This window comes from Stenotrophomonas sp. YJH_SMC_58, from assembly GCF_059369635.1.
This window is the reverse complement of the sequence record NZ_JCAFSW010000007.1, coordinates 159,521-183,783: the sequence shown is the minus strand read 5'-3', so window position 1 is coordinate 183,783 and position 24,263 is coordinate 159,521. Positions and strand designations below refer to the sequence as shown.

At 67.6% G+C, this 24,263-nt stretch carries 20 protein-coding genes; 7 read left to right on the top strand and 13 right to left on the bottom strand.

What is annotated here, in order from left to right:
- Nucleotides 1-15: 15 nt before the first annotated feature.
- Nucleotides 16-354 (bottom strand): P-II family nitrogen regulator, encoded by a 339-nt coding sequence (locus tag AC5P68_RS11520; RefSeq protein ID WP_004134334.1) that lies wholly within the window; start codon nt 352-354, stop codon nt 16-18.
- Between the two features lie 323 nt (nt 355-677).
- Nucleotides 678-2,087 (bottom strand): type I glutamate--ammonia ligase, encoded by a 1,410-nt coding sequence (gene glnA / locus AC5P68_RS11515; RefSeq protein ID WP_005407550.1) that lies wholly within the window; start codon nt 2,085-2,087, stop codon nt 678-680.
- Between the two features lie 223 nt (nt 2,088-2,310).
- Between glnA and AC5P68_RS11510 the strand changes: the two genes are divergently transcribed.
- From AC5P68_RS11510 to AC5P68_RS11500, 3 genes are all read left to right on the top strand, one after another.
- The gene (locus AC5P68_RS11510) at nt 2,311-3,105 is read left to right on the top strand and encodes an undecaprenyl-diphosphate phosphatase (RefSeq protein WP_024956253.1); all 795 of its coding nucleotides are present in this window, start codon (nt 2,311-2,313) and stop codon (nt 3,103-3,105) included.
- A 73-nt stretch (nt 3,106-3,178) separates the two neighbouring features.
- Nucleotides 3,179-4,006 carry an META and DUF4377 domain-containing protein gene (locus AC5P68_RS11505; protein ID WP_005411853.1) on the top strand — a complete coding sequence of 276 codons (828 nt, stop codon included), beginning with the start codon at nt 3,179-3,181 and terminating at the stop codon, nt 4,004-4,006.
- A gap of 142 nt (nt 4,007-4,148) precedes the next feature.
- On the top strand, nt 4,149-4,616 hold the full coding sequence (locus AC5P68_RS11500; protein ID WP_414497746.1) for an META domain-containing protein: 468 nt from the start codon (nt 4,149-4,151) through the stop codon (nt 4,614-4,616).
- Between the two features lie 36 nt (nt 4,617-4,652).
- On the opposite strand, the gene AC5P68_RS11495 is transcribed toward AC5P68_RS11500, so the two are convergent.
- The 9 genes from AC5P68_RS11495 to AC5P68_RS11455 all read right to left on the bottom strand — a co-directional run bounded on the left by AC5P68_RS11495 (nt 4,653) and on the right by AC5P68_RS11455 (nt 13,622).
- Complete coding sequence (locus tag AC5P68_RS11495; protein WP_005407546.1) at nt 4,653-5,264, bottom strand: YbhB/YbcL family Raf kinase inhibitor-like protein; 612 nt, start codon at nt 5,262-5,264, stop codon at nt 4,653-4,655.
- 10 nt (nt 5,265-5,274) lie between these two features.
- Nucleotides 5,275-7,344 carry a tetratricopeptide repeat protein gene (locus AC5P68_RS11490; protein ID WP_049402862.1) on the bottom strand — a complete coding sequence of 690 codons (2,070 nt, stop codon included), beginning with the start codon at nt 7,342-7,344 and terminating at the stop codon, nt 5,275-5,277.
- A gap of 56 nt (nt 7,345-7,400) precedes the next feature.
- Entirely contained in the window at nt 7,401-8,390 is a 990-nt protein-coding gene (locus AC5P68_RS11485; protein WP_024956257.1) for a YheT family hydrolase, read from the bottom strand.
- Nucleotides 8,391-8,442: 52 nt separating this feature from the next.
- Nucleotides 8,443-9,234 carry a lysophospholipid acyltransferase family protein gene (locus AC5P68_RS11480; RefSeq protein ID WP_024956258.1) on the bottom strand — a complete coding sequence of 264 codons (792 nt, stop codon included), beginning with the start codon at nt 9,232-9,234 and terminating at the stop codon, nt 8,443-8,445.
- 120 nt (nt 9,235-9,354) lie between these two features.
- A complete protein-coding gene (locus AC5P68_RS11475; RefSeq protein WP_005407542.1) occupies nt 9,355-9,789 on the bottom strand; it encodes a hotdog fold thioesterase in 435 nt (144 codons plus the stop codon).
- 10 nt (nt 9,790-9,799) lie between these two features.
- The gene (locus AC5P68_RS11470) at nt 9,800-11,848 is read right to left on the bottom strand and encodes a phospholipase D family protein (protein WP_005407541.1); all 2,049 of its coding nucleotides are present in this window, start codon (nt 11,846-11,848) and stop codon (nt 9,800-9,802) included.
- Nucleotides 11,845-12,462 carry a YceI family protein gene (locus tag AC5P68_RS11465; RefSeq protein ID WP_005407540.1) on the bottom strand — a complete coding sequence of 206 codons (618 nt, stop codon included), beginning with the start codon at nt 12,460-12,462 and terminating at the stop codon, nt 11,845-11,847. Before AC5P68_RS11465 ends, AC5P68_RS11470 begins: the two co-directional genes overlap by 4 nt.
- Nucleotides 12,463-12,466: 4 nt before the next feature.
- On the bottom strand, nt 12,467-12,943 hold the full coding sequence (locus tag AC5P68_RS11460) for a SixA phosphatase family protein (RefSeq protein ID WP_005407539.1): 477 nt from the start codon (nt 12,941-12,943) through the stop codon (nt 12,467-12,469).
- Between the two features lie 49 nt (nt 12,944-12,992).
- On the bottom strand, nt 12,993-13,622 hold the full coding sequence (locus AC5P68_RS11455) for a nucleotide-binding protein (RefSeq protein WP_005407538.1): 630 nt from the start codon (nt 13,620-13,622) through the stop codon (nt 12,993-12,995).
- Nucleotides 13,623-13,745: 123 nt separating this feature from the next.
- Here AC5P68_RS11455 and AC5P68_RS11450 point away from each other — a divergent pair, with 123 nt between their 5' ends.
- Entirely contained in the window at nt 13,746-15,230 is a 1,485-nt protein-coding gene (locus tag AC5P68_RS11450) for an AAA family ATPase (protein ID WP_049402863.1), read from the top strand.
- Nucleotides 15,231-15,352: 122 nt separating this feature from the next.
- Here AC5P68_RS11450 and AC5P68_RS11445 read toward each other — a convergent pair whose 3' ends face one another.
- Entirely contained in the window at nt 15,353-15,988 is a 636-nt protein-coding gene (locus tag AC5P68_RS11445) for a tetratricopeptide repeat protein (RefSeq protein WP_005407536.1), read from the bottom strand.
- 171 nt (nt 15,989-16,159) lie between these two features.
- Here AC5P68_RS11445 and AC5P68_RS11440 point away from each other — a divergent pair, with 171 nt between their 5' ends.
- Nucleotides 16,160-19,846, top strand: coding sequence for an indolepyruvate ferredoxin oxidoreductase family protein (locus AC5P68_RS11440; protein ID WP_049402864.1), 3,687 nt, complete (start codon nt 16,160-16,162; stop codon nt 19,844-19,846).
- A 73-nt stretch (nt 19,847-19,919) separates the two neighbouring features.
- Here the strand turns inward: AC5P68_RS11440 and AC5P68_RS11435 are convergent, their stop codons facing one another.
- Nucleotides 19,920-20,534: a DUF938 domain-containing protein gene (locus tag AC5P68_RS11435; RefSeq protein WP_231522465.1), complete on the bottom strand. Its 615-nt coding sequence runs from the start codon at nt 20,532-20,534 to the stop codon at nt 19,920-19,922.
- A 426-nt stretch (nt 20,535-20,960) separates the two neighbouring features.
- On the opposite strand from AC5P68_RS11435, the gene AC5P68_RS11430 reads away from it, so the two are divergent.
- Entirely contained in the window at nt 20,961-22,592 is a 1,632-nt protein-coding gene (locus AC5P68_RS11430; protein ID WP_231522466.1) for a TldD/PmbA family protein, read from the top strand.
- A 30-nt stretch (nt 22,593-22,622) separates the two neighbouring features.
- Nucleotides 22,623-24,257: a TldD/PmbA family protein gene (locus AC5P68_RS11425; protein ID WP_033834597.1), complete on the top strand. Its 1,635-nt coding sequence runs from the start codon at nt 22,623-22,625 to the stop codon at nt 24,255-24,257.
- Nucleotides 24,258-24,263 lie beyond the last annotated feature (6 nt).

Here is a 24,263-nt window from a genome sequence, read left to right as displayed (position 1 = left end):
GTCTCCGGAAAGGGGTTACAGCGCGTCGGCACCGATTTCGCCGGTGCGGATGCGGATGACCTGTTCGACGGCGGTGACGAAGATCTTGCCGTCACCGATCTTGCCGGTGCCTGCCGACGATTGGATCGCTTCGATCACCGCATCGGCACGCTCGTCGGTGACTACGGTTTCGATCTTGATCTTGGGCAGGAAATCGACGACGTACTCGGCGCCGCGATACAGCTCGGTGTGGCCCTTCTGGCGGCCGAAGCCTTTCACTTCGGTCACGGTAATGCCCGACACGCCTGCGTCGGACAAGGCCTCGCGGACCTCGTCGAGCTTGAACGGCCGGATGATGGCGGAGATCAGTTTCATGCGCATGTCCCGATGGTGGATGGGGCCAGCGCGCCAGCGCGCGTTGGCATCAGGCAACCACGGGTCATCAGGATGATGACCGTGGCTGTTGCACCGGACACGTACAGGGCCGGGACGGCCGTGCCTCTCTCCTTGCACGACCGACGCGGGAGGGAGGGCGGCCCTGGTCGCGTATCCGGTCTCTCTCTTGCCCCTGGATCAGGGGTCAGAGCCCATTCGTAAACGAACTGGATCCGACCCCGACCTGACCGCGGCTCCCCAGCCGCGAAAACGGAAGCGATGGCGGCGGGTGGGAGGGGGAAACCCACCGCCATCGCATCCGGTCAGCTGGCGTAGTACAGCTGGTATTCCAGCGGGTGGGTGGCCGCGCGGAACTTGGTCACTTCCTGCATCTTCAGCGCGATGTAGCCGTCGATGAAGTCATCGCTCATCACGCCACCGGCCTTCAGGAACTCGCGGTCCTTGTCCAGCGCTTCCAGCGCCTGGTCCAGCGAGGAGCAGACCTGCGGGATCAGCTTCTCTTCTTCCGGCGGCAGGTCGTACAGGTCCTTGTCGCTCGGTGCGCCCGGGTCGATCTGGTTCTTGATGCCGTCCAGGCCGGCCATCATCAGCGCAGTGAAGGTGAGGTAGCCGGACTGGATCGGGTCCGGGAAGCGCATTTCGATACGGCGCGCCTTCGGGTTGGAGACCCACGGAATGCGGCACGAGGCCGAACGGTTGCGGGCCGAATAGGCCAGCATCACCGGCGCTTCGAAGCCCGGCACCAGGCGCTTGTAGCTGTTGGTGCCCGAGTTGGCGAAGGCATTGATGGCCTTGGCGTGCTTGAAGATGCCGCCGATGTACCACAGCGCCAGCTGGCTCAGGCCGCCGTAGCCGTCACCGGAGAACAGGTTGGTGCCGCCCTTGGACAGCGACTGGTGCACGTGCATGCCGCTGCCGTTGTCGCCGACGATCGGCTTGGGCATGAAGGTGACGGTCTTGCCGTTGCGGTGCGCGACGTTCTTGATCACGTACTTCATGCGCAGCAGTTCGTCGGCCTTCTGCACCAGGGTGCTGAACTTGGTGCCGATCTCGCACTGGCCGGCGGTGGCCACTTCGTGGTGCTGCACTTCCACTTCGATGCCGACCTGTTCCAGGGTCTTGCACATCTCGGCGCGCAGGTCGTGCAGGGTGTCGGTCGGCGGAACCGGGAAATAGCCGCCCTTCACGCCCGGACGGTAACCGCTGTTGGCGCCGTCGTACTTGGCGCCGCTGTTCCAGGCGGCTTCTTCGGAATCGACCTTGAAGAAAGTGTTGCCCATTTCATTGGCGAAACGGACCGAGTCGAAGATGAAGAATTCCGGCTCCGGGCCGAAGAACGCGGTTTCGGCAATGCCGGAGGACTTCAGGTAGGCCTCGGCGCGCTTGGCGATGCCGCGCGGGCAACGGCCATACGGCTGCATGGTGGCCGGGTCGAGGATGTCGCAGCTGATCACGATGGTCGGATCGGCGTAGAACGGGTCGACGTAGGCGCTGGCGGTATCCGGCAGCAGCACCATGTCCGACTCGTTGATGCCCTTCCAGCCGGCGATCGAGCTGCCATCGAACATCTTGCCTTCTTCGAACAGCGACGGTTCGACGATGCTGACCGGGAAGGTCACGTGCTGCTCGACACCACGCATGTCGACAAAGCGCAGATCGACGAATTCGATCTGGTTGTCCTTGATCAGCTTCTCAACGTTTTCCACGGACATCGGTACGACCTCGGATGGGGATGAATGCCTGCTGAGGTAGAGCAACGACCGTGCCAACTTTTCAGATGCCGCAAGTCATTGATTTCATGAGGGCCGCCCCGTGCGGGTGCAGAACGCGGCGCACCAAACGAGTGCACCGACCACCAGACGCACCCGTTTGGTGCAGCGCGGATCGTCTATCCTCTCGCCCTTCCTCCTTCCGCCGCGCGTGCACGCACCGTCCATGTCCGACCTGCTCTCCGCCCTGCTGCTGGGCATCCTCGAAGGCTTGACCGAGTTCCTGCCGATCTCCAGCACCGGCCACCTGCTCATCGCCCAGCACTGGCTGGGTGCCCGTTCGGACTTCTTCAACATCGTCATCCAGGCCGGCGCCATCGTGGCCGTGGTACTGGTGTTCCGCCAGCGCCTGCTGCAGCTGGCCACCGGCTTCAACCAGCGCGGGAACCGCGAGTACGTGTTCAAGCTGGGCGCGGCGTTCCTGGTCACCGCGGTGGTCGGCCTGGTGGTACGCAAGGCCGGCTGGTCGCTGCCGGAAACGGTCAGCCCGGTGGCCTGGGCGCTGATCATCGGTGGCGTCTGGATGCTGCTGGTGGAGGCCTACACCGCGCGCCTGCCCGATCGCGACCAGGTGACCTGGACGGTGGCGATCGGTGTCGGCCTGGCGCAGGTCGTGGCCGGCGTGTTCCCCGGCACCTCGCGCTCGGCCTCGGCCATCTTCCTGGCCATGCTGCTGGGCCTGAGCCGCCGCGCGGCCGCCGCCGAGTTCGTGTTCCTGGTCGGCATTCCCACCATGTTCGCCGCCAGCGCCTACACCTTCCTGGAAATGGCCAAGGCTGGGCAGCTGGGCAGCGAGAACTGGACCGACGTGGGCGTGGCCTTCCTTGCCGCGGCCGTCACCGGCTTCGTCGTAGTGAAGTGGCTGATGGGCTACATCAAGTCGCACAGGTTCACCGCCTTCGCCATCTACCGCATCGCGCTGGGCGCGGCGCTGCTGCTGTGGCTGCCGTCCGGCAGCTGAACAGCACTGGGGCACGGCAACCCCGTTGCCGGCCCTACCCCGTTTCCCCCACGGTTCCCCAAGGAGAATCACCATGAACCGCAAGCTCACCCTGCTCCTCCCGCTGGCCCTGATGGCCGCCTGCAGCCAGACCCCGGCACCGGCCGGCACCGGCGGCGACGACGTGGCCCCGGCCGCGGCCAAGGCAGCAGACCAGCAGACGCTGGCGCACCTGGATGCGCAGCGCCTGCAGAGCCAGCACTGGCTGCTGCAGCAGGCCACCGGCGCCGACGGCAAGCGCATCGACGCGCTGTTCGCCCGCGAAGACAAGCCGGTCACCCTGGACTTCGCTGATGGCCGCCTGTCGGTCAGCAACGCCTGCAACCACATGGGTGGCGGCTACACCCTGGCCGACGGCAAGCTGACGGTCAGTGCGATGGCCTCGACCATGATGGCCTGCAACGACAAGGCGCTGATGGCGCTGGACGAGGCTGTGTCGAGCCGCCTGCAGGGCGAGCTGAAGGCCGAGCAGGATGCCGATGGCAAGCTGACCCTGACCACCGCCAAGGGCGACGTGCTGGTGTTCAACCCGGAACCGACCGCTGAAACCCGCTACGGCGGCGCCGGCGAAACCGTGTTCCTGGAAGTGGCTGCGAAGACCGAGAAGTGCTCGCACCCGCTGATCCCGGACTACCAGTGCCTGCAGGTGCGCGAAGTGAAGTTCGACGACAAGGGCCTGAAGCAGGGCGAGCCGGGCAAGTTCGAGAACTTCTACGGCAACATCGAGGGTTACACCCACGAAGACGGCGTGCGCAACGTGGTGCGCGTGAAGCGCTACGAGGTGAAGAACCCGCCGGCCGATGCGCCGTCGCAGGCGTACGTGCTGGACATGGTGGTCGAGTCGGCCATCGAGAAGAAATAAAACGATGGAAGGGCGGCCGCGAGGCCGCCCTTCTTCATGGTCGGTAGGGCCGGCCGCTGGCCGGCTGCCCTGCGCGGCACTGCCAACACACGGATGCGGCCGGCCAGCGGCCGGCACTACCCGGATGCATCGGGAGATCGGCATGAAGCACGTCCCCGTCCTCATCATTGCTGCGCTGCTCCTCATGTCCGCGAATGTGGCCGCTGCCAGCACGCCCAGCACCGATCAGCTTGAAGCACACCTGTGGCAACTGGTGCGTGCCACCAACGCGCAAGGAAAGCGCATCGACGCGTTGTTCGTCCGCGGTCGCGCGCCCTACACACTGCGCTTCCAGTCCGGTTTCATGAGCGAGTTGAACCTGTGCAACCACGTCAGCAACGAGTACCGGCTGCAGGGCAACCTGCTGATCCTGCGCAACGGCGTGCAGACCACAGCGCTATGCGTCGATCAGAGACTGCCCACGCAGCAGAAGCTCGCCGGAAAGCTGATGCACGGCGAAGGCTCGGCACCGACGCTTGCGCTTGACGACCGCGGCGCGCTGGTGCTGCGCAACGCGAGGGGCGACACCGCAATGTTCGAACCGGCGGCGCTGCAAGCGGATGGAAGGTAGGGCCGGCCGCTGGCCGGCATCTTCCCTGTGTGCTGCTCAGCCCAGCGCCGGGTTCAACGTGTAGGTGCCGTGCAGTGCGGCTTCGGCCAGCACGTGGCCGTGCATGGCGCGGTACGCGTCGGCGGCGGTGAAGCGCTGCGGCAGGTCCAGCGACGCCACGTCCAGCGCGAATACCCGGAAGAAATAGCGGTGCATGCGCTCGTCGTTGAACGGCGGATACGGGCCGTCATAGCCCAGGTAATCACCGGCCATGTCCGGGTTGCCCGCGAACCAGCCGGTGAAGTCGTTCAGGCCCTGGCGGCTGCCGGCTGGGCCGGCGGGTGCGGGCTTGCCCTTCACCACGAAGCCGTCGCTGCAGCTGCCGGCGGCGATCTCCTGCACCGTGGCCGGGATATCGGCCATCACCCAGTGCACGAAATCGCAGCGCGGCTGGTCGCGCGGCACGCTCATGTCGCTGCGGCCAACCGTCTCCGGCACGGTCGGTACGTCCGGGTCCACGCATACCAGCAGGAACGAACGGGTGCCGGCCGGCGCCCCGCTCCAGGCCAGGTGCGGGTTGCGGTCCGGGGCGAAACCATTGGCGTCGCCCGCGGCGAACTCACGATCGATCGGTGCGCCGTTGGTCAGGCTGTGGCTGGTCAACTGCATCGGACTCTCCTCACTCTTCCGGGTAACCCAGGCGCACCGCAACCGGGGTGAGCTGGGCGAAGGCGGCGCTCATCACGTCGCGGTAGTTGCGCCAGTGGCCGGCCGGCAGGCGCGGGGCTCCCAGCTGTGCCGCCGGCGGCATCGGCCGCTCGAACAGGCGGCCCAGCAGTTCGGCCATCGCCTGCGGATCGTTGCCGATCTGGTCGATGCGCAGCAGCACGTGCGGGTACAGGTCGTCCTCATGCAGCGTGGCGATCTGGGTCAGCGCGCGGGTCAGCCATTCACTGGCTTCGGCCAGCGACGTCATCGCCAGCGGCGCGGCGGCACCGTAGGCCACCCAGTCCAGCAGCATGTCGCGCGGGTCGCGCAGCACCAGCACCAGGCGGCCCTGCGGCAGCTGCGGGCGCAGCGCCCACAGCAGGGCGTTGTCCCACCACAGCAGCCAGTCGATCACGGTGTCGCTCTGCAGGCCACGTGCCGGCAGCTGTTCACGCCAGCGCTGCACCAGCCGCTCCGGCGTCAGCACGCCTGAGGCCAGGTCCTGCAATGTGTTGTAGTTCTGGAACGCATCATCGGGCGGCGTGTTGGTGTAGCGGTCGCTGCGCAGCACCGGGCTGGCAGCAGCCAGGCCGGTCGCCACCCGCTCAACGCCCGAACCCGGCGGGCCCCAGAGGAAGATCGGCGCGGAGCTGGCATCGCCGTCGATGCTGCCCTTGTCCGGCCAGCTCGGCGGGGACTTGGCCTGTGGCGGCAGTGGCAAGCGCCGCGGCGCCTGGTCAGCCTGCAGCGACAGCCAGGTGCGCAGGGCGTCCTGCGGCTGCCCGGCGCGGTCCTGGATCTCGCCCATCCACGTCCGCAGGTCGGCGCGATGCTCTTCCGGCGCCAGCTCGATCAGCGCCTGCACGCGGGCCACGGCGGCGGCGGGATCGCGCTGCAGCAGGCCTTCGACCAGCCGGGTCTCGCCGCTGACGCGGCCCGGTTCCAGGCTGACGATGCGTTCGGCGATCGCTTCGGCCTGAGCATGTTCGCCGGCCATGTCATGCAGGCGCAGGCGCGCCTCCAGGGCCGGCAGATGCGCGGGCATCGCCGCCATCCAGCGCTCGACCACGGTCACGGCGCTTTCACTGCCCACCTGCTCGATGGCCAGCCGTGCCAGCCACACATCGTGCAGCTGGTCATTGGTATCCAATACCGCATCCAGGCGTGCACGCGCTTCATCCTCGCGCCCCAGGCGCTGCCATGACATCAGCAGCAGCTGCAGCACCTGGCGGTCTTCCGGCTGCGTCTCCAGCAGCGGCAGCAGGTAGTCCAGGGCCTGCAGCGGCTGGCCATTGCGCAGCGACAGTTCACCCGCCAGGCGTCGCATCGACGGTACGTCCATCTCCGGCTGCTGCAGGGCCACCTGCATGGCTTCGGCGGCGGCCGGTACGTTGCCCTGGCGCAGTGCCAGCTGCACCACCAGCCCATGCAGCGAGGACAGCGACGGATTGAGTTCCAGCACGCGGCGGAACGACTGCTCTGCAAACGCCAGCATGTCCTTGCCCAGGTAGGCAAAGCCCAGCGCGTACAGCACGCGGGTATCGTCCGGCAGTGCCTTGCTGGCAGCCGACAGCAGCGCCAGTGCACGGTCGGCGTCACCGCGGCGCAGTGCAACCATGCCGTCGATGGTCAGCAGTTCCGGATGGTCCGGCTCCACGCGCGCGGCCAGGGTGGAGATGCGCTGCGCTTCGTCGAAGTCATTGCGGCCGATCGCCAGGTGCGCCTGCATCAGATAGGCGGAGAACGAGTTCGGATCGAGGCCGGTGGTGCGCACCAGTGCTTCGTCGGCACCCTCGAACTGGCGCAGTGCCAGCAGCAGGCCGGCATGCTGCAGGTGCAGCTGGGCGTCGTCCGGGGCCAGCCGCAGCGCCTGCTGCAGGGCCTCCATCGCCTCCTCGGCGTTGCCCTGCTGCTGCAGCGCAAGCGCCAGCCAGCGGTGGGCGTTGGCCTGGCCGGGTTCGTCACGGGTCCACGCCTGGGCCAGCTGCACGGCCTGGTCGGCCTGGTTCTGGCGCAACGCTTGGATGATCTGGTCTTGCATGGCAGTCCGGTTCAAGTGCAAAGCCGCATTGTAGCGGGCTGCGCGCTGTCGCCGGTTCAGGCCTGCAGGACCCGCTGCAGGCGCTGGGCGACCCAGCGCTCGGAGAAGCCGTCGCCGCGCCAGTTTTCGATGAACCCGCAGTGGCCGCCCCAGCAGGCGGTTTCCAGGCGCGCCTGGCCCGGCAGCTGCCAGTTGCTGAAGGTCGCGTACGGAATCACCGGGTCATCCTGCGCCATCAGGATGTCGGCCGGTACCTGCAGGGACGACAGGCGGTCGCCGGCGATCGAGTAGCCGTCGAAATAGGCCTGCAGCGAACCGAAGCTGGTGTGGCGCTCGACCAGCCAGGCGGTCAGCGCGCGGATGTCCAGCTTCAGCACGCGGTCGTCGCAGTCGCTCAGCTCGGGGAACAGATCGCGCTTGCGGCGCAGCGAGCCGGCCCATTTGCGGCGGAAGTACCAGTCGTACATCGCCGGGCCGTTCTCGATGCTCTCCATCGTCAGCGCCGGGTCCAGCACCGGGCACACCGAGGCGACGCGCAGCAGCGGCACGCCGGCCGCCGGCGCGCGCAGGGCCAGGCGCAGCACGAAGTTGCCACCCAGCGAATAACCGGCGGCCACCAGCGGCAGCTGCGGCCAGCGCTGGGCGATATCGCCCGCGGCGTGCACCACTTCATCGATGAGATTGGAGTGGAAGATGCCGGGGTTCAGGTGATGGGTGTTGCCGTGGTCGCGGAAGTTCAGCCGCACCACGTCGAAGCCCTGCTCGATCATGCGCGCGGCGGCCATGCGCATGTAGCTGGATTCGGCACTGCCTTCCCAGCCATGCAGCAGCAGCGCGATGCCCTTGGGCTCGCGGCCTTCGACATGGCTGTGCCAGCCCTGCAGGCGCACGCCATCACCACCATCGAGGATCAGCTCTTCGCTGACCGCACCGGTGGCCGCCAGCAGCAGCAGGCCGCGCTGCAGGCGCATGCGGCTGGAGCTGAGCATCGACTGCAGGTGCGGATTGCGCAGCCAGCGCGGCGGCTGATAGTCAGCCGCATGCAGCGTCGGCGTACCGGCGTCCAGGACAGGTGGCGGGATCAGGGCCACCGCAGCCTCACCCGGCGCTCATGGCCGCCACGATGCGCGCGCGCGAGGTTTCCGCGATGCGCCGACGGCCTTCCAGGTCCTGTGCACCGATCGGCGCCAGGAAGTGCACTTCCGCACGTCGCGCCGGCTCGCCGAGCAGGCGCAGGAAATTGGCAAAGAAGCTCTCGTTCGGACCGAACGCGACGATGGTCTGCGCGTCGCCCTTCGCCCCGTACACCAGAGCCACCGGCTGCACCGGCACGCCGGTCTCGACCGCGGCCTGGAAGATGCGGGCGTGGAACGGACCCACTTCGTGACCGCCGCGGGTCCGCCCTTCCGGGAACACGCCCACGGCCTTGCCCTCGCGCAGGCGGTCGGCCATCACCTGCATCACGCCACCGAGCGATTCGGTGTTGCCACGCTGGTGGAAGATGGTCTGGCCGCGCGCGGCCAGCCAACCCACCAGCGGCCAGCTGGCGATCTCGCGCTTGGCGACGAAGCCCATCATGCGCTGGCTGTGCAGGATGCAGATATCGACCCAGCTGACATGGTTGGCCACGAACAGCACGGCACCGGGCAGCGGCGCGCCGACCTGCACCAGGCGGAAGCCGAAGATCCACATCAGCCCGCCCTGCCACCAGTTGACCACCTTGGCGCCGAAGGTCGCCTCGCCCACGCGCAGTTCGCCCCACGGCGGAAGCATGCCGATCAGGATGAGCGGCAGGAACACGATGATGTGGACCAACAGCAGCGGTACGCGGTACAGGTAACGGCACACACGCGCCACGCCGCCACGGGGGGCCGGAGTGGGGGAAGTCATCCGCGCACGATACCGGAGGGCCGTCATCGCTGCCAGCCGATTTAGGCCATAACCGCCATCGACCGGGGCAATCGGCGGGGAACGCTGGGTTCCGCTGCCGTCAACGAGCCCCAGGGGGGCTCAGCCGTGACCGGCAGCCACCACCGCCAGGGTCAGCCGCGAAATGCATACCAGGCGGCCCTGCTCGTCCTCGATGCGGATCTCCCACAGCTGGGTGCTGCGGCCGACGTGCAGCGCGCGGGCGGTGCCGGTGACCGTGCCCGAGCGCACGGCACGCACGTGGTTGGCATTGATCTCCAGGCCCACGCAGACCTGCTTGCCGGTATCCACGCACAGGTTGCCGGCGCTGCTGCCCAGGGTCTCGGCCAGCACCACCGAGGCACCGCCGTGCAGGATGCCGTAGGGCTGGCGGGTGCGCTCATCCACCGGCATGGTGGCCTGCAGCCAGTCCTCGCCGGCGGCACTGAAGACGATGCCCAGGGATTCAATCGCCGTGTTGCGGCTGAGCGCGTTGAGCTGCTCGATGGAAACGGCTTCGCGGAACACCTGGGCCATGCGGGTACCTTCAGAGGATGGGAACGAGACCGGCGCCGAATGCGGTCAGCATGCGCACCAGCAGCCACTTCGGGCCGACGTTGACTTCGGGGAAGTCGCCGACGGCGACGTAGCAGCGATGGAAATCAGGATCCTGCCGCGGCAGCGGCTGCGGGCACTCCGGGCCGGGCTTGAACTCGTAGTCGGTGGCGTAGCGCCAGGGCCAGAAATCAAGGATGGGCAGCGCTTCGGAGGCCTTGCCGACGCTGTAATTCAGCCCCGACAGCACCGGTGGCTTCGCCCGTGGCGCCACCGTCCAGGAGTTCTGTGGGTGGGTGTCACGCAGGATGCTCTGCGCCAGTTCCTCGGCAAAAACCGGGTCGTCGATGATCACCGCGCCTTCGGTGTTGTAGTTCTCGCTGCGCGGATCGAAGTTGTGGGTGCCGACCACGCCGATGCGGCGGTCGACCACCAGCGACTTGGCGTGCAGGCCCATGCGCGCGCCCTTGCGGGTGACCGGCAACGGCTTGTTGACCGCCTTGCTGCCCAGGAACGACGGCCGCGTCTCGGTGCGCAGCAGGCGCGTTTCCACCTCGCTGCCGGCGGCGCGACGGCGTGCGCGTGCGTTGTCGTAGGCACCATCGCTGTGGCGATTCAACGGGCCCTGCCTGCTGCCGGCATCCGAACCACTGCTGCTGCCACCGCGTGCGTTGCTGCCGGCAGCACTGCCACCGATCAGCGGATTGCGACCGCCTTCGTCTTCCCCCCCGGGCGCAGCGATCGGGTCGGGCAGCAGGTTGCGGTAGTCAACCGGCGCGTCCAGCGGGAACGGCTTGTATTCGAAGATGTTGAAGCCCAGTTCGCGCATGTTGCGCCGCTTGTACTTGTACGACAACGCATACACGATCGGGTTGTCAGTCGCCGCCAGGCTGTTGCTGGACACCACCACGCGCGGTGGCTGCGGGCGCTTGCGCAGTTCACGGAACAGCTTCTGCGCCGGCTTGGACAGCACCAGGTACGGCGTCTGCAGGATCACTTCCTTCTGCGCACTGGCGATCAGCGCATCCAGCTGGGGCTCGGTCACATGCTGGCCGGCCAGCGGTGCATCGGCCTTCTCGCGGCGATGCTTGCGTGGCAGGTCGGCCACGTAGCGCACCGAAGCCACCGGTAGCGCGGTATCCACGAAGGAACGGGTGACGAACTCGGTGTCGTTGGCTTCGGCACTGACCCGCTGTACCCGTTCCGGGCGGCGGAAGCTGGCCGGCGGCAGCGTTGGCACGCCCTCGCGCAGCAACGTGCGGCCCACGTCGTTGAGGCGCTCGGCCGGCACGCTGCGGTGTGCGCGCCAGAACGCGTCGAAGTTGGCCGCCATCGCACGTGCTTCCGGGCCGGCGATCAGTACATCGCGGTCGCGGAAGTTGTACTCGCGGTCCCAATCGTAATAGTCGTCCTGGTAGTTGCGGCCACCGACCACGCCGATCGCATCGTCGATCACCAGCAGCTTGTTGTGCATGCGCTGGTTGAACCGGCGGAAGCAGCACAGGACGCTGCCGGCATAGTCGAAGTAGTTCAGCCGGGCCTTGCCGAAGGTCGGGTTGTAGACCCGCAGCTGGAAGTTCTGGTGGGCGCCGGACAGGGCGCCGAGGATCTGCAGGTCGGAGATCGCCGAGAGCTGGTCGATCAGCAGCCGCACCTTCACCCCGCGCCGCGATGCGGCCAGCAGTTCGTCGATGACCAGACGGGCGCTGTCGTCCTTGTCGAAGATGTAGGTCTGCAGGTCGATGCTGCGGGTGGCGCTGCGCAGCAGGTTCAGGCGTGCGACCAGGGCGCCCTCGCCCTCATCGAGCAGGGTGGCGTAGTGGCGCGGTCGTTCCGGGGTGGATTCGGTGAACGCCCGGCCGGCCAGCGCCCGCAGCGGCGAATCCTGTGCACAGCGGTCTGCACGCTGGCAGTCGACCACGGTCGAACGTGCCTGCACGGCGATTGCCTCGGCGCGGTCGCGCTCGGCATTCGACAGCGATGCACAACCGCTGCCCAGCAACACGGTTGCCAGCGCCAGTACACGCAGCAGGAGGTTCACGGTTTCGGCGCCTCGCTCAGACGCGCACGCAATACGAAAGTCACTCGGTCACTCAAGGCAAGCTGCCAGCTGTCCATGCCATACCGGCCTCGCTGCACGGTACCGCGGCTGACGACGTCGCAATCATAGCCGGGTCGGGCGCACTCCGCCTTCTCGACCTTCAGTGTCTCGGGGTGGCTGATCCCGCGCAGGGTCAGCCGGCCGTTGATGTCGCCACCGCTCTCCACGGTTTCCGGCCAGTACGGCAGCGAGTCGAACTCGACCACCGGATGGCGGCCGGCATCGAAGAACTCCTCGCCGCGCATCCATCCGGTATAGCGCGCCTTGCCGGGGATCTCGACCGAGCGCGTGAACATCTTCAGATGCACCTGGTGGCGGCCGTCGGAGAGGATCTCGATGCGCCCTTCGAAGTGCGGGAACAGGCCTTCGATACGCTGCCCGAAACGGGTGCGCACCTCGAAGCCGATCTGCGAACGCTGGGTATCCAGGCGCATTACCCGGTGCGCTTCGGCGACCACCGGTGGCAGGGTGGTCGGCGTGGGCACGGCCGCCCAGGCCGGGCCGAGTGCCAGCAGCGCGGGCAGCAGATAGCGGCTGCGCCGCGCCAGGCTCATCGGATCACGGCCACCAGAATGCGTTCAGGCTGGCCACGCCTGGCTCGATCGAGGCCTCGCGCGGGAAGCCGAGCACGGCGATGCCGGCCGGCGGCATGCCGCGGTAGTCGCTGCTGGTGCCCTCGGTCATCAACGCCACCAGCCGCTCCAGGCCCGGGTTGTGGCCGACGATCAGCACCCGGTCGAGATCACGGCGGTCGTCCACCAATGCCGCCAGGGTGCCGGGGGTGGCTTCGTAGATGCGGTCTTCCAGGCGCTTTTCCACGTAACCGATGGTGCCGAGCACGGCTTCCAGGGTTTCGCGGGTACGCCGCGCCGGTGAGCACAGCACGCAGTCCGGCAGCAGGTTGTTCTCCTTCAGCCACTTGCCGGCGGCTTCGGCTTCGGCGAGCCCCACCGGCGACAACGGCCGGTCGAGGTCGGCCTGGCCGGGGGTAGCCGGTTCGGCATGGGCATGGCGCAGCAGGATCAGTTCACGCATCGCGGGTTTCCATGAAGAAGAGGATGCAGCAGGAAGAGTGACGCAGGCATCAAAGCTTGAGCCAGGACAGCAGCGGCTCCCAGTCGGCCTGATGCTCCCGCACCTGGGCCGAGCGGTAGTCGAACAGGCTGCGGCCGAGGCCGGTCATGACCACGTAGCTCTGGCTGTCACGCAGCTGCGCGACCACCGGGTACGGCCATTCGGCCAGCATCTGCAACGCCTGCTGCGAGGTCTGGGTCCAGGGCTTGGTGCGGTTGAGGACCAGCCCCACCGGCAGCTTGCGGCTGTGCACCCGCGGGTTCTGGGCCAGGCTGTTGAGGAAGCCGACGATGGCTTCGATGTCGAGCGCCGAGGGCAGCACCGGCACCACCACCGCGTCGGCAGCGTCAAGGAAATGGGGGATATCGTCGGCCAACGCGCCCGCCGGTGCGTCGATGATGACGGTTTCGGTGCCATCGGGCAGCTTCTGCGCCCACTGCTTCTTTCGATACACATCAATGGGGAGCACCGCGCTTTCCAGCCCGGCCCGCCGTTGCGCCCAGCGGGTGCTGGAGCCCTGAGGGTCGGCGTCGGCGATCACCGTGGCCCTGCCCTGCAATGCCGCGTACGCGGCCAGGTGGGTGGCGACGGTGGTCTTGCCCACCCCGCCCTTGGAACCGGCCACCAGGATCGTCTTCATGCCAGCCTCGCTTCCGGGTACGTGCCCCGAGCGTACACCGGCGGTGGTGACGGGAGGTAGCACCGCGCTGAACCTGCGGCCATCGCCTTTGCTATCGTGGCGCCCCCGAAGGATCGAACCGGCATGAGCGAGCTGCAGGACCTGAGCGCACTGATCCGCGCCAACACCCCCCTGATCGTGATCGAGACCCAGGACGAGGGTCGCATCGTCGACCTGTTCCGGCAGACGCTGATGCACGTCTGGCGGGCGCTGCACCGGTGGTCGATCACCGAGGGCCTGCGCCGCATCGACCTGGACAGCGAAGATCCGCCGGCCGGGCCACCCGACGCCAGCGCGGCCCTGCAGATGATCCGCCAGGCCGGGCAGCGCGGGGTCTACCTGCTGCTCGATTTCCACCCCTACCTGGGCTATGCCAGCCACCAGCGCGCCCTGCGCGACCTGATCCAGCGCCGCCACAGCGAACCGCACGTGCTGGTGCTGATCGGCGCCAAGGTCGAACTGCCGGCCGAGCTGGAAGCGCTGGCGGTCCGCTTCAACCCGCGCCTGCCCGATGCCAACGCCCTGCTGAAGATGCTGCGCGAGGAGGCCGATGCCTACGCCCGCGAACACGGCGGCCGCCGCGTCGAAGTCGACAGCGAGGCGGTGAAGAAAATCCTGAAGAACCTGCAGGGCCTGAGCCTGGTCGATGCCCGGCGCATCGCCCGGCAGCTGATCTACGCCGACGGCGCGCTGCGCGACGACGACCTGCCGCAGCTGGCACGGCTGAAGTTCGAGCTGCTCAACCGCAGCGGCCACCTGTTCTTCGAGCATGACAGCGCGCGGTTCGGCGACGTGGCCGGCGCCAACCGGCTCAAGCGCTGGATCAACCAGCGGCGTGTGGCGTTCATCGCTGGCTCCGCACCGGCCGGGCTGGACCCACCGCGCGGCATGCTGCTGCTGGGCGTGCAGGGTTGCGGCAAGTCGATGCTGGCCAAGGCCACCGCCGCCGGTTTCGGCGTACCGCTGCTGCGCCTGGACGTGGGCGCGCTGTACAACAAGTACCACGGCGAGACCGAGGCCAACCTGCGCCAGGCCTTGACCTCGGCCGAGCAGCTGGCGCCCTGCGTGCTGTGGATGGATGAAATCGAGAAGGGCCTGGCCAGCGGTGGCGAGGACGGTGGCGTGTCACGCCGCGTGCTGGGCTACCTGCTGACCTGGATGGCCGAGCGCAAGGCACCGGTGTTCATCGTGGCCACCGCCAACCAGGTGCACGAGCTGCCCGCCGAGCTGCTGCGCAAGGGCCGCTTCGACGAGATCTTCTTCGTTGACCTGCCTTCGCCGGAGGTACGCGTGGAACTGCTGCGGCTGCATCTGGGTCGGCGCCAGCTCAATGCCGACGACTTCGCGCTGCCAGCGCTGGCGGCCGCGGCGAATGGTTTCTCAGGTGCGGAGATCGAGCAGGCGATCGTGGCCGGGCTGTATGCGGCGCACGCCGAAGGCCGGCCACTGGATACCGAGCTGCTGATGAACGAGATCCGTGCGACGCGGCCGCTGTCGGTGCTGATGGCCGAGCAGGTCGAGGCGCTGCGGGCGTGGGCATCGGGGCGGACGGTTTCCGCGGACGATTGAGGGGTTTCCAGCGAACGGCGCAGCCCCTCGTGGCGGCTGGTTGGCTGTGAACATCAAAAGCCGCGCTTGGCCGGGCGGGGTGGATTCGCGGGGGACGCCGTAAACCCGGCCGAACCCCTCCCTCAGGGCCACGCAGGCGGGGCCGCCGCCCAGGCCTGCTGCACCTCGGCCAACGACGCGCGCTCATCCTCGCGCCACTGCGGCAGCAGCTGCGCGTAATTGGCACTGGTGCTCCATTGCGACGGCTCGGTACGCACTGCTGCGGCATACCACTGCACGGCCTCCTGCTTCTGCCCCATCCGCCATAGGGCCAGCGCGTACGTGGGTGGCACCCAGCTGGGCTTGCTGCGCGCATTGCCGGCCGACGACAACCATTGCTCCAGCGCCGCCTCCGGCTTGCCCTGGCGCAGCAGGTCCCAGCCATAGTTCCAACGCACGCTACGGCCCGCGCTGCTCTGTGCGGGCGCCTCCTTCAGGGCCTCGCCATACAGCTGGTCGGCCAGCTCGGCACGGCCCTGGGTGCTGGCCACCGAAGCCAGCTGCACGGTGGCTTCCACCGCGCGCCGGCCGCGCTCGCGCAACCTCACCAGCTGGGTGACCAGCTCATCGCCTTCGCCCTGCATCGCCACCATCGGTGCCGCCGCCAGGTCGCTGTCGAAGTAGAACTCCTGTGGTGCCGGCATGGCCGGCGCGGCCCACGCCGTGGCCGCTCCCGAGGCCAGCAGCACGCTGGCCAGGATCTTTCCTGGAACTGACATCCCTTCTCCCCAGGCTGCACAACCGCAGCCTCCCTCTCTCGCCCCGATCCTAACCCCAGCAGCGGCGCGGGCGCGAGTGCCGGGCCCACCACGGCCCCGCTGCTACAATTCGCGCCTTTCCCGCCGCGTGCCCGCACGCGGCCGGTGCCAGCCGATCCTACCGGGCCAGCCATGACCAGTACCGCGCAACTCACTTCGCCCTCCTCCGCCGACCTGCTCGACCGTGATTACACGCTCGACCACAAGTACACCCGCAACGAGGGGCGGATCTACCTGAGTGGCGTGCAGGCGCTGGTGCGGCTGCCGCTGATGCAGCGCCTGCGCGATGCCGCCGAAGGCATCGACAGCGCCGGCTTCGTCAGTGGCTACCGTGGCAGCCCGCTGGGTGGCTTCGACCTGGAACTTTGGCGCGCGCGCAAGCATCTGGAAGCGGCCAAGGTGAAGTTCACCCCCGGCCTGAACGAGGACCTGGGCGCCACCATGGTATGGGGCACCCAGCAGACCAACCTGTTCCCCGGCGCCAACGTGCAGGGCGTGTTCGGCATGTGGTACGGCAAGGGACCGGGCGTGGACCGCTGCGGCGACGTGTTCAAGCATGCCAATGCGGCCGGCACCTCGCGCTATGGTGGCGTGCTGGCACTGGCCGCCGATGACCATGCCTGCCGCAGTTCGACCCTGCCGCATGGCAGCGAGGACGAGTTCGTCAGCGCGATGATGCCGGTGCTGAACCCGGCCGGCGTGCAGGACATCCTCGACATGGGCCTGCTGGGCTGGGCGATGAGCCGCTATACCGGCCGCTGGGTCGGCTTCAAGACGATCGCCGAGACGGTGGAATCGTCGGCGTCGGTGCAGGTCGATCCGATGGCGCGCCGCATCGTGCTGCCGGAAGACTTCGAGATGCCGTCGGGTGGCCTCAACATCCGCTGGCCGGACCCGCCGCTGGACCAGGAAATGCGCCTGCACCGCTATGCGGTGAAGGCCGCGCAGGCCTTTGCCCGCGCCAACGGCATCGACAAGGTGGTGATGGATGCGCCGCGCGCGCGGCTGGGCATCGTCACCACCGGCAAGAGCTACCTGGACGTGCTGCAGGCGCTGGAGTACCTGGGCCTGGACGAAGCCGCGTGCGCCGACATCGGCATCCGCGTGTACAAGGTCGGCATGACCTGGCCGCTGGAACCGCAGGGCATCGCGCGCTTCGCGCAGGGGCTGGAAGACATCATCGTGGTGGAGGAGAAGCGTGCCTTCATCGAGCGCCAGATGAAGGAACAGTTCTTCAACTGGCCGGCCAGCTGGGGCCAGCGCCCGTCCATCGTCGGCAAGTACGACGAGAGTGGCGAATGGATCCTGCCGTCCACCGGCGAACTGACCCCGGCCACCATCGCCGGCGTGATCGGCCGCCGCATCCAGAAGTTCTTCAACAACGAATCCATTGAACAACGCCTGCAGTGGATGCAGCAGAAGGAAGCCGAGCTTGCGTTGCCGCGCGCCAGCTTCCCGCGCGTGCCGCACTACTGCTCCGGTTGCCCACACAACACCTCCACCCAGGTGCCGGAAGGCTCGCGGGCACTGGCCGGCATCGGTTGCCATTACATGGTGACCTGGATGGACCGCAGCACCGACACCTTCACCCACATGGGCGGCGAAGGCGTGACCTGGGCCGGGCAGGCGCCGTTCACCGATACCCCGCACGTGTTCCAGAACCTGGGCGACGGCACCTATTTCCACAGCGGCTCGCTGGCGATCCGCCAGGCGGTCGCGGCCGGCGTCAACATCACCTACAAGATCCTCTACAACGACGCGGTGGCGATGACCGGCGGCCAGCCGGTGGACGGCCCGCTGAGCGTGCCCGACATCGCACGGCAGATGCGCGCCGAAGGCATCCACACCATCGTGGTGCTGTCGGACAACATCGGCAAGTGGACCGGCCAGCGCGAGCACTTCCCCAGCGACGTGGAGTTCCACGACCGCAGCGAACTGGAGGAGGTGCAGAAGCGCCTGCGCGAAGTGAAGGGTGTTTCGATCCTGATCTACGAACAGACCTGCGCCACCGAGAAGCGTCGCCGCCGCAAGCGCGGCAAGCTGGAAGATCCGCAGAAGCGGGTGCTGATCAATTCGCTGGTCTGCGAAGGTTGCGGCGACTGCGGCAAGAAGAGTTTCTGCGTGTCGGTGCTGCCGAAGGAAACCGAGTTCGGGCGCAAGCGCGAGATCGACCAGTCCAACTGCAACAAGGACTATTCGTGCGTGAACGGCTTCTGCCCGAGCTTCGTCACCGTACACGGTGGCCAGCCGCGCAAGGGCAGCAAGCGCGATGCCTCCACGCTGCTGGACAATCTGCCGGCACCAACCATCCGCGGCACGCTGGAACAACCCTGGAACATCCTGATCACCGGCGTCGGCGGTACCGGCGTGGTGACCATCGGTGCACTGCTGGGCATGGCCGGCCACCTGGAAGGCAAGGGCGCGACCGTGCTCGACCAGACCGGCCTGGCGCAGAAGGGTGGCGCGGTGACCACGCACATCCGCATCGCACGCCGCCCGGATGACATCCACGCCGTGCGCATCGCCGCCGGTGAAGCCGACCTGGTGCTGGGCTGCGACATGGTGGTGGTCAACGACTACTGGGCGCTTTCGAAGGTGCGCGCCGGCCGTTCGCAGGTGGTGCTGAACACCTACGAAGCGATGCCGGGCACGTTCACCACCCGTCCGGACATGCAGTTCCCCGCCGCCGACATCATCGCCGGTGTGCGCGTAGCCCTGGGCGGCCAGGAGCCGCTGCTGCTCGATGCCACCCAGCTGGCCACCGCGCTGCTGGGCGATGCCATCGCCGCCAACCTGTTCATCCTCGGCTACGCCTGGCAGCAGGGCCTGGTGCCGCTGTCGTTCGAGTCGCTGATGCGCGCCATCGAACTCAATGGCGCCGCCGTGGCGATGAACCAGCAGGCCTTTGCCTGGGGCCGCCTGGCGGTGGTCGACCCGCAGGCCGTGCAGCAGGCCGCCGGCCTGGTGCGCAACCGCCACACCGATACCGAGTCCACCCCCGGCCCGTTGCACCCGCTGCCGCCGGGCGAGTGGGAAGGCAATGAATGGGGTGCGACCGCGGCACCGCGCAACACCGGCGACGAACGCGAGCTGCGTGGCCTGCCCTCGCACGGTGGCGACGTGGCATTCCTGCCGCTGGACGACGCACGCCTGTCGCGTTCGCTGGACGAAATGATCGAGCGTCGCGCCGCCTTCCTGGTCGATTACCAGGATGCTGCCTATGCCAACCGCTACCGCAGCCTGGTCGAGCGCGTGCGCGCCGCCGAAGCCGAGCGCATCGGCGGTTCCACTGCGTTGACCGAGACGGTAGCCCGCTACCTGTTCAAGCTGATGGCCTACAAGGACGAGTACGAAGTGGCCCGCCTGTACACCAGCGGTGACTTCCAGCGCCGCCTGCAGCAGCAGTTCGAGGGCGATTACCAGCTGCGCTTCCACCTGGCGCCGCCGCTGTTCGCGAAGAAGGACGAGCAGGGCCGGTTGCTGAAGAAGGAATACGGCCCGTGGATGTTCAAGGCGTTCGGCCTGCTGGCGAAACTGAAGTTCCTGCGTGGCGGCCGACTCGACGTGTTCGGCCGCACCGAGGAACGCCGCATGGAGCGCAAGCTGATCGGTGACTACGAGGCGACCGTGCAGGTGCTGCTGGATGGCCTGGATGACGACCGCCTGGCGCTGGCGGTGGAGATTGCCAGCATCCCCGAACACATCCGCGGCTTCGGCCACGTCAAGGAAGCCCACTTCGCGCAGGCCAAGGCGCGGGAAGCCACGCTGCTGGCGCAGTGGCGGAACCCGAAGGCACTGCACATCGTGCAGGTGGCCTGATGGTCGTGCCGGCTGCTGGCCGGCATCCCTCCTGGCAATCGGTTGCCGGCCAGCGGCCGGTACTACCGGCGGTTCAGCCCAGCCGCCACAGCAACAGGCGGTTGTTGGCCGGCATCGCCACATCCCCCAGTCGGGTGAATCCGTGGTCGGCGGCCAGCGCCTGCACCGCTTCGCTATCGCGGATGCCGCTGCGCGGATCACGTGCCTTCAGCCAGGCATCGAACTGCGCGTTGCTGTCGCTGGTGTAGCGGCCGCCGTAGTTGAGCGGGCCATACACCGCCAGCAGCGCACCATGACGCAGCGCCGGTGGCAGCGCGACGAACAGTGCCTGCACGTGTTCCCAGCTCATGATGTGCAGCGTGTTGGCGCTGAATGCGGCGTCGAACGTGCTGCCCTGTGGCAGGCTGAGCCCAGGCGCCGGTGGCAGTTCCACCTGCAACGCCAGCGGCGGCAACAGGTTCAGCAGCGCGGTCTCCGCACGCCAGGCCTCGATGCCGGGCAGATGGTCCGGATGATCACTGGGCTGCCAACGCAGCCACGGCCAGCGCTCGGCGAAGAAGGCCGCATGCTGGCCGGTGCCACTGCCGATCTCCAGCACCCGACGGCGGTCGCCCATCCACGGGTCGAGTGCGGTGGCGATGGGTTCGCGGTTGCGCTCGCAGGCTTCTGAATACGGCTTGCTCGACATCAGGACGGGGTCCAGGCGGGGTCGGCTCCATTGTGCACGAGGGGGTGTTGCTCGGCAGGGCTGCGCCCTGCACCCGCAGAAGCCGGAGCAACGGCAACAGCCAAAGCAACAGCAACAGCGGACTTGCTGTGGGATGGCGGGGTAGGTGGGCAGGACCGTTGGCGCCATGGAGGGCGCCATCGAGCCCCAGGGACGGGTTTACGGCGTGTCCTGCCCACCCACACCGCCCCGCCATCCCTCAGCAAGCCCGCTGTTGCTGTTGCTGTTGCTCCGGCTCTGAGCAGGTGCAGGGCGCAGCCCTGCCGAAACACCCCCAACCATGACTGCAGTCACTTGTCCCCACGCCCCGCGCTGGCGAAAGTCGAGGAGTTGACGTGATCGGTCCGGCCCATTGCCAACCGCACGCAAGCGAGAGAGAGAAGCGCTGTGCAACGACGTGAGTTCCTGGCTTTTTCCGGTCTGGGCCTGGCGGGCCTGCTGCTGCCGCATTCCCGTGCCATCGCCGCCGAGCAGCTGCTTGCCCCGGTCGATACCGCCCAGCGCAGGCGCCTGGCGGACGTGGCGCTGGCCGCCGCACGCACCGCCAAGGCCAGCTACTGCGATGTCCGCATCGGCCGCTATCTCAACCAGTCGGTCATCACCCGCGAACACCAGGTCGGCAATGTGACCAACCGCGAGTCGTCCGGCGTGGGCGTGCGCGTGATCGTCAACGGCGCCTGGGGCTTCGCCGCGACCCATCAGCAGACCGAGGCCGCCGTACGCGCTGCGGTCGAGCAGGCTGCGGCGATCGCCCGTGCCAACGCCAGCATCCAGACCCGGCCGGTGCAGCTGGCGCCGACACCCTCGGTCGGTGAGGTGCGCTGGCAGACGCCCGTCCGCAGGAACGCAATGGCGGTGCCGATCCAGGACAAGGTCGAACTGCTTCTGGCGCTCAACGCCGCCGCGCTGAATGCGGGTGCCGACTACATCAATTCCACCCTGTTCCTGGTCAACGAACAGAAGTACTTCGCCTCCAGCGACGGCTCGTTCATCGACCAGGACATCCACCGCATCTGGCTGCCGTTCACCGCCACCGCCATCGACAAGGCCAGCGGCAGGTTCCGTACCCGCGCTGGCCTGTCCTCGCCGATGGGCATGGGCTACGAGTTCCTCGATGGCGATGCGAGTGGCAAGGTGCAGCTGCCCGGCGGCATCACCGCCTACCGCGATTCCTACGACCCGGTCGAGGACGCCATCGCGGCCGCCCGCCACGCCCGCGAGAAGCTGAAGGCGCCGTCGGTAAAGCCCGGCAAGTACGACCTGGTGCTGGACCCGTCCAACCTGTTCCTGACCATCCACGAGAACGTCGGCCACCCGCTGGAGCTGGACCGCGTGCTCGGCTACGAAGCCAACTACGCCGGCACCAGCTTCGCCACCCTGGACAAGCGCGATGCGGGTTTCCGCTGGGGCAGCGACATCGTCACCTTCTTCGCCGACAAGACCCAGCCGGGCAGCCTCGGCGCCGTCGGCTACGACGATGAAGGGGTGAAGACGCAGCGTTGGGACCTGGTGCGCGACGGCATCCTGGTTGACTACCAGGCCACCCGCGACGAGGCCCATATCCTCGGCCGCGATGCATCGCATGGCTGCAGCTATGCCGATTCCTGGTCCAGCGTGCAGTTCCAGCGCATGGCCAATGTCTCCCTGGCGCCGGGCAAGCAGCCGCTCAGCGTCGAGGACATGATCAAGGACGTGGAGAACGGCATCTGGATCCACGGCCGCGGTTCGTATTCGATCGACCAGCAGCGCTACAACGCGCAGTTCGGCGGCCAGCTGTACTACCAGATCAAGGACGGAAAGATCGCCGGCATGGTCGAGGATGCGGCCTACCAGATCCGAACGCCGGAATTCTGGAATGCCTGCACCGCCATCTGCGATGAACGCGACTTCCGCCTGGGCGGTTCGTTCTTCGACGGCAAGGGCCAGCCCGGCCAGGTCTCGGCGGTCTCGCACGGTTCGTCCACCACCCGCTTCAACGGCATCAACATCATCAACACCGCGCGCAGTCTCGGCGCTTGAGCCACCCATCCTTCGACATGGAGAGCAGCCTTGCAAAGACGTGACTTCCTGGCCCTGACCGGGCTTACCGCGGGCGGGCTGATCGTGCCCTCCTTCTTCGGCAAGGTGATCGCCGCCGAACAGCTGCAGAGCTCGCTGGACCTGGGGCTGAAGAAGCGCCTGGCCGATGCGGCGCTGGCCGCCGCCCGCCAGGCCGGCGCCACCTACTGCGACGTGCGCATCGGCCGCTACCTGCGGCAGTTCGTGATCACCCGCGAGGACAAGGTGCAGAACGTGGTGAACACCGAGTCCACCGGCGTGGGCATCCGCGTGATCGTCAACGGTGCCTGGGGCTTTGCCGCCACCAATGCGCTGGGTACGGCCGATGTGGCCAAGGCCGCGCAGCAGGCGGCGGCGATCGCCAAGGCCAATGCCGGCGTGCAGACCGCGCCGGTGCAGCTGGCCAAGGCGCCGGGCGTCGGTGAGGTGAGCTGGCGCACGCCGATCCGCAAGAATGCGATGGACGTGCCGATCAAGGACAAGGTCGGCCTGCTGCTGGACGTCAACGCCGCCGCAATGGGCGCCGGTGCCAGCTTCGTCAACTCGATGCTGTTCCTGGTCAACGAGCAGAAGTACTTCGCCTCCACCGACGGCTCCTACATCGACCAGGACGTGCACCGTATCTGGGCGCCGATGACGGTCACCGCCATCGACAAGTCCAGCGGCAAGTTCCGCACCCGTTCGGGCCTGTCCTCGCCGATGGGCCTGGGCTACGAGTACCTGGATGGCGCCGCCGCGGGCAAGGTGGTCGGCCCCAATGGCGTGGTCAACTACAGTTCTTCCTACGACATGAAGGAAGACGCCATCGCCGCTGCCAGGCAGGCGCAGGAAAAGCTGAAGGCACCGTCGGTGAAGCCGGGCAAGTACGACCTGGTGCTCGACCCGTCGCACACCTGGCTGACCATCCACGAGTCGATCGGCCATCCGCTGGAGCTGGACCGCGTGCTTGGCTACGAGGCCAACTACGCCGGCACCAGCTTCGCCACCCTGGACAAGCGCGAACAGCATTTCCAGTACGGCAGCGAACTGGTCAACATCTTCGCCGACAAGACCCAGCCGGGCAGCCTCGGCGCAGTGGCGTACGACGATGAAGGCGTGAAGTGCAAGCGCTGGGACCTGATCAGCAACGGCAAGCTGGTGGACTACCAGACCATCCGCGACCAGGCCCACATCCTCGGCAAGACCGAGTCCGACGGCTGCTGCTATGCCGACTCGTGGTCCAGCGTGCAGTTCCAGCGCATGGCCAACGTGTCGATGGCACCGGGCAAGAAGCCATTGAGCGTGCCGGACCTGATCAAGGACGTGGAGAACGGCATCTACATCATCGGTGATGGTTCGTTCTCGATCGACCAGCAGCGCTACAACGCGCAGTTCGGCGGCCAGCTGTTCTACGAGATCAAGAACGGCCAGATCACCCGCATGCTGGAAGACGTGGCCTACCAGATCCGCACGCCGGAGTTCTGGAACGCCTGCACCGCCGTGGCCGACGAGCGTGACTACCGCCTGGGCGGTTCGTTCTTCGACGGCAAGGGCCAGCCGGGCCAGGTCTCGGCGGTCTCGCACGGTTCGTCCACCGCGCGCTTCAACGGCATCAACGTCATCAACACCGCACGCAGCCTCGGCTGATCGGTC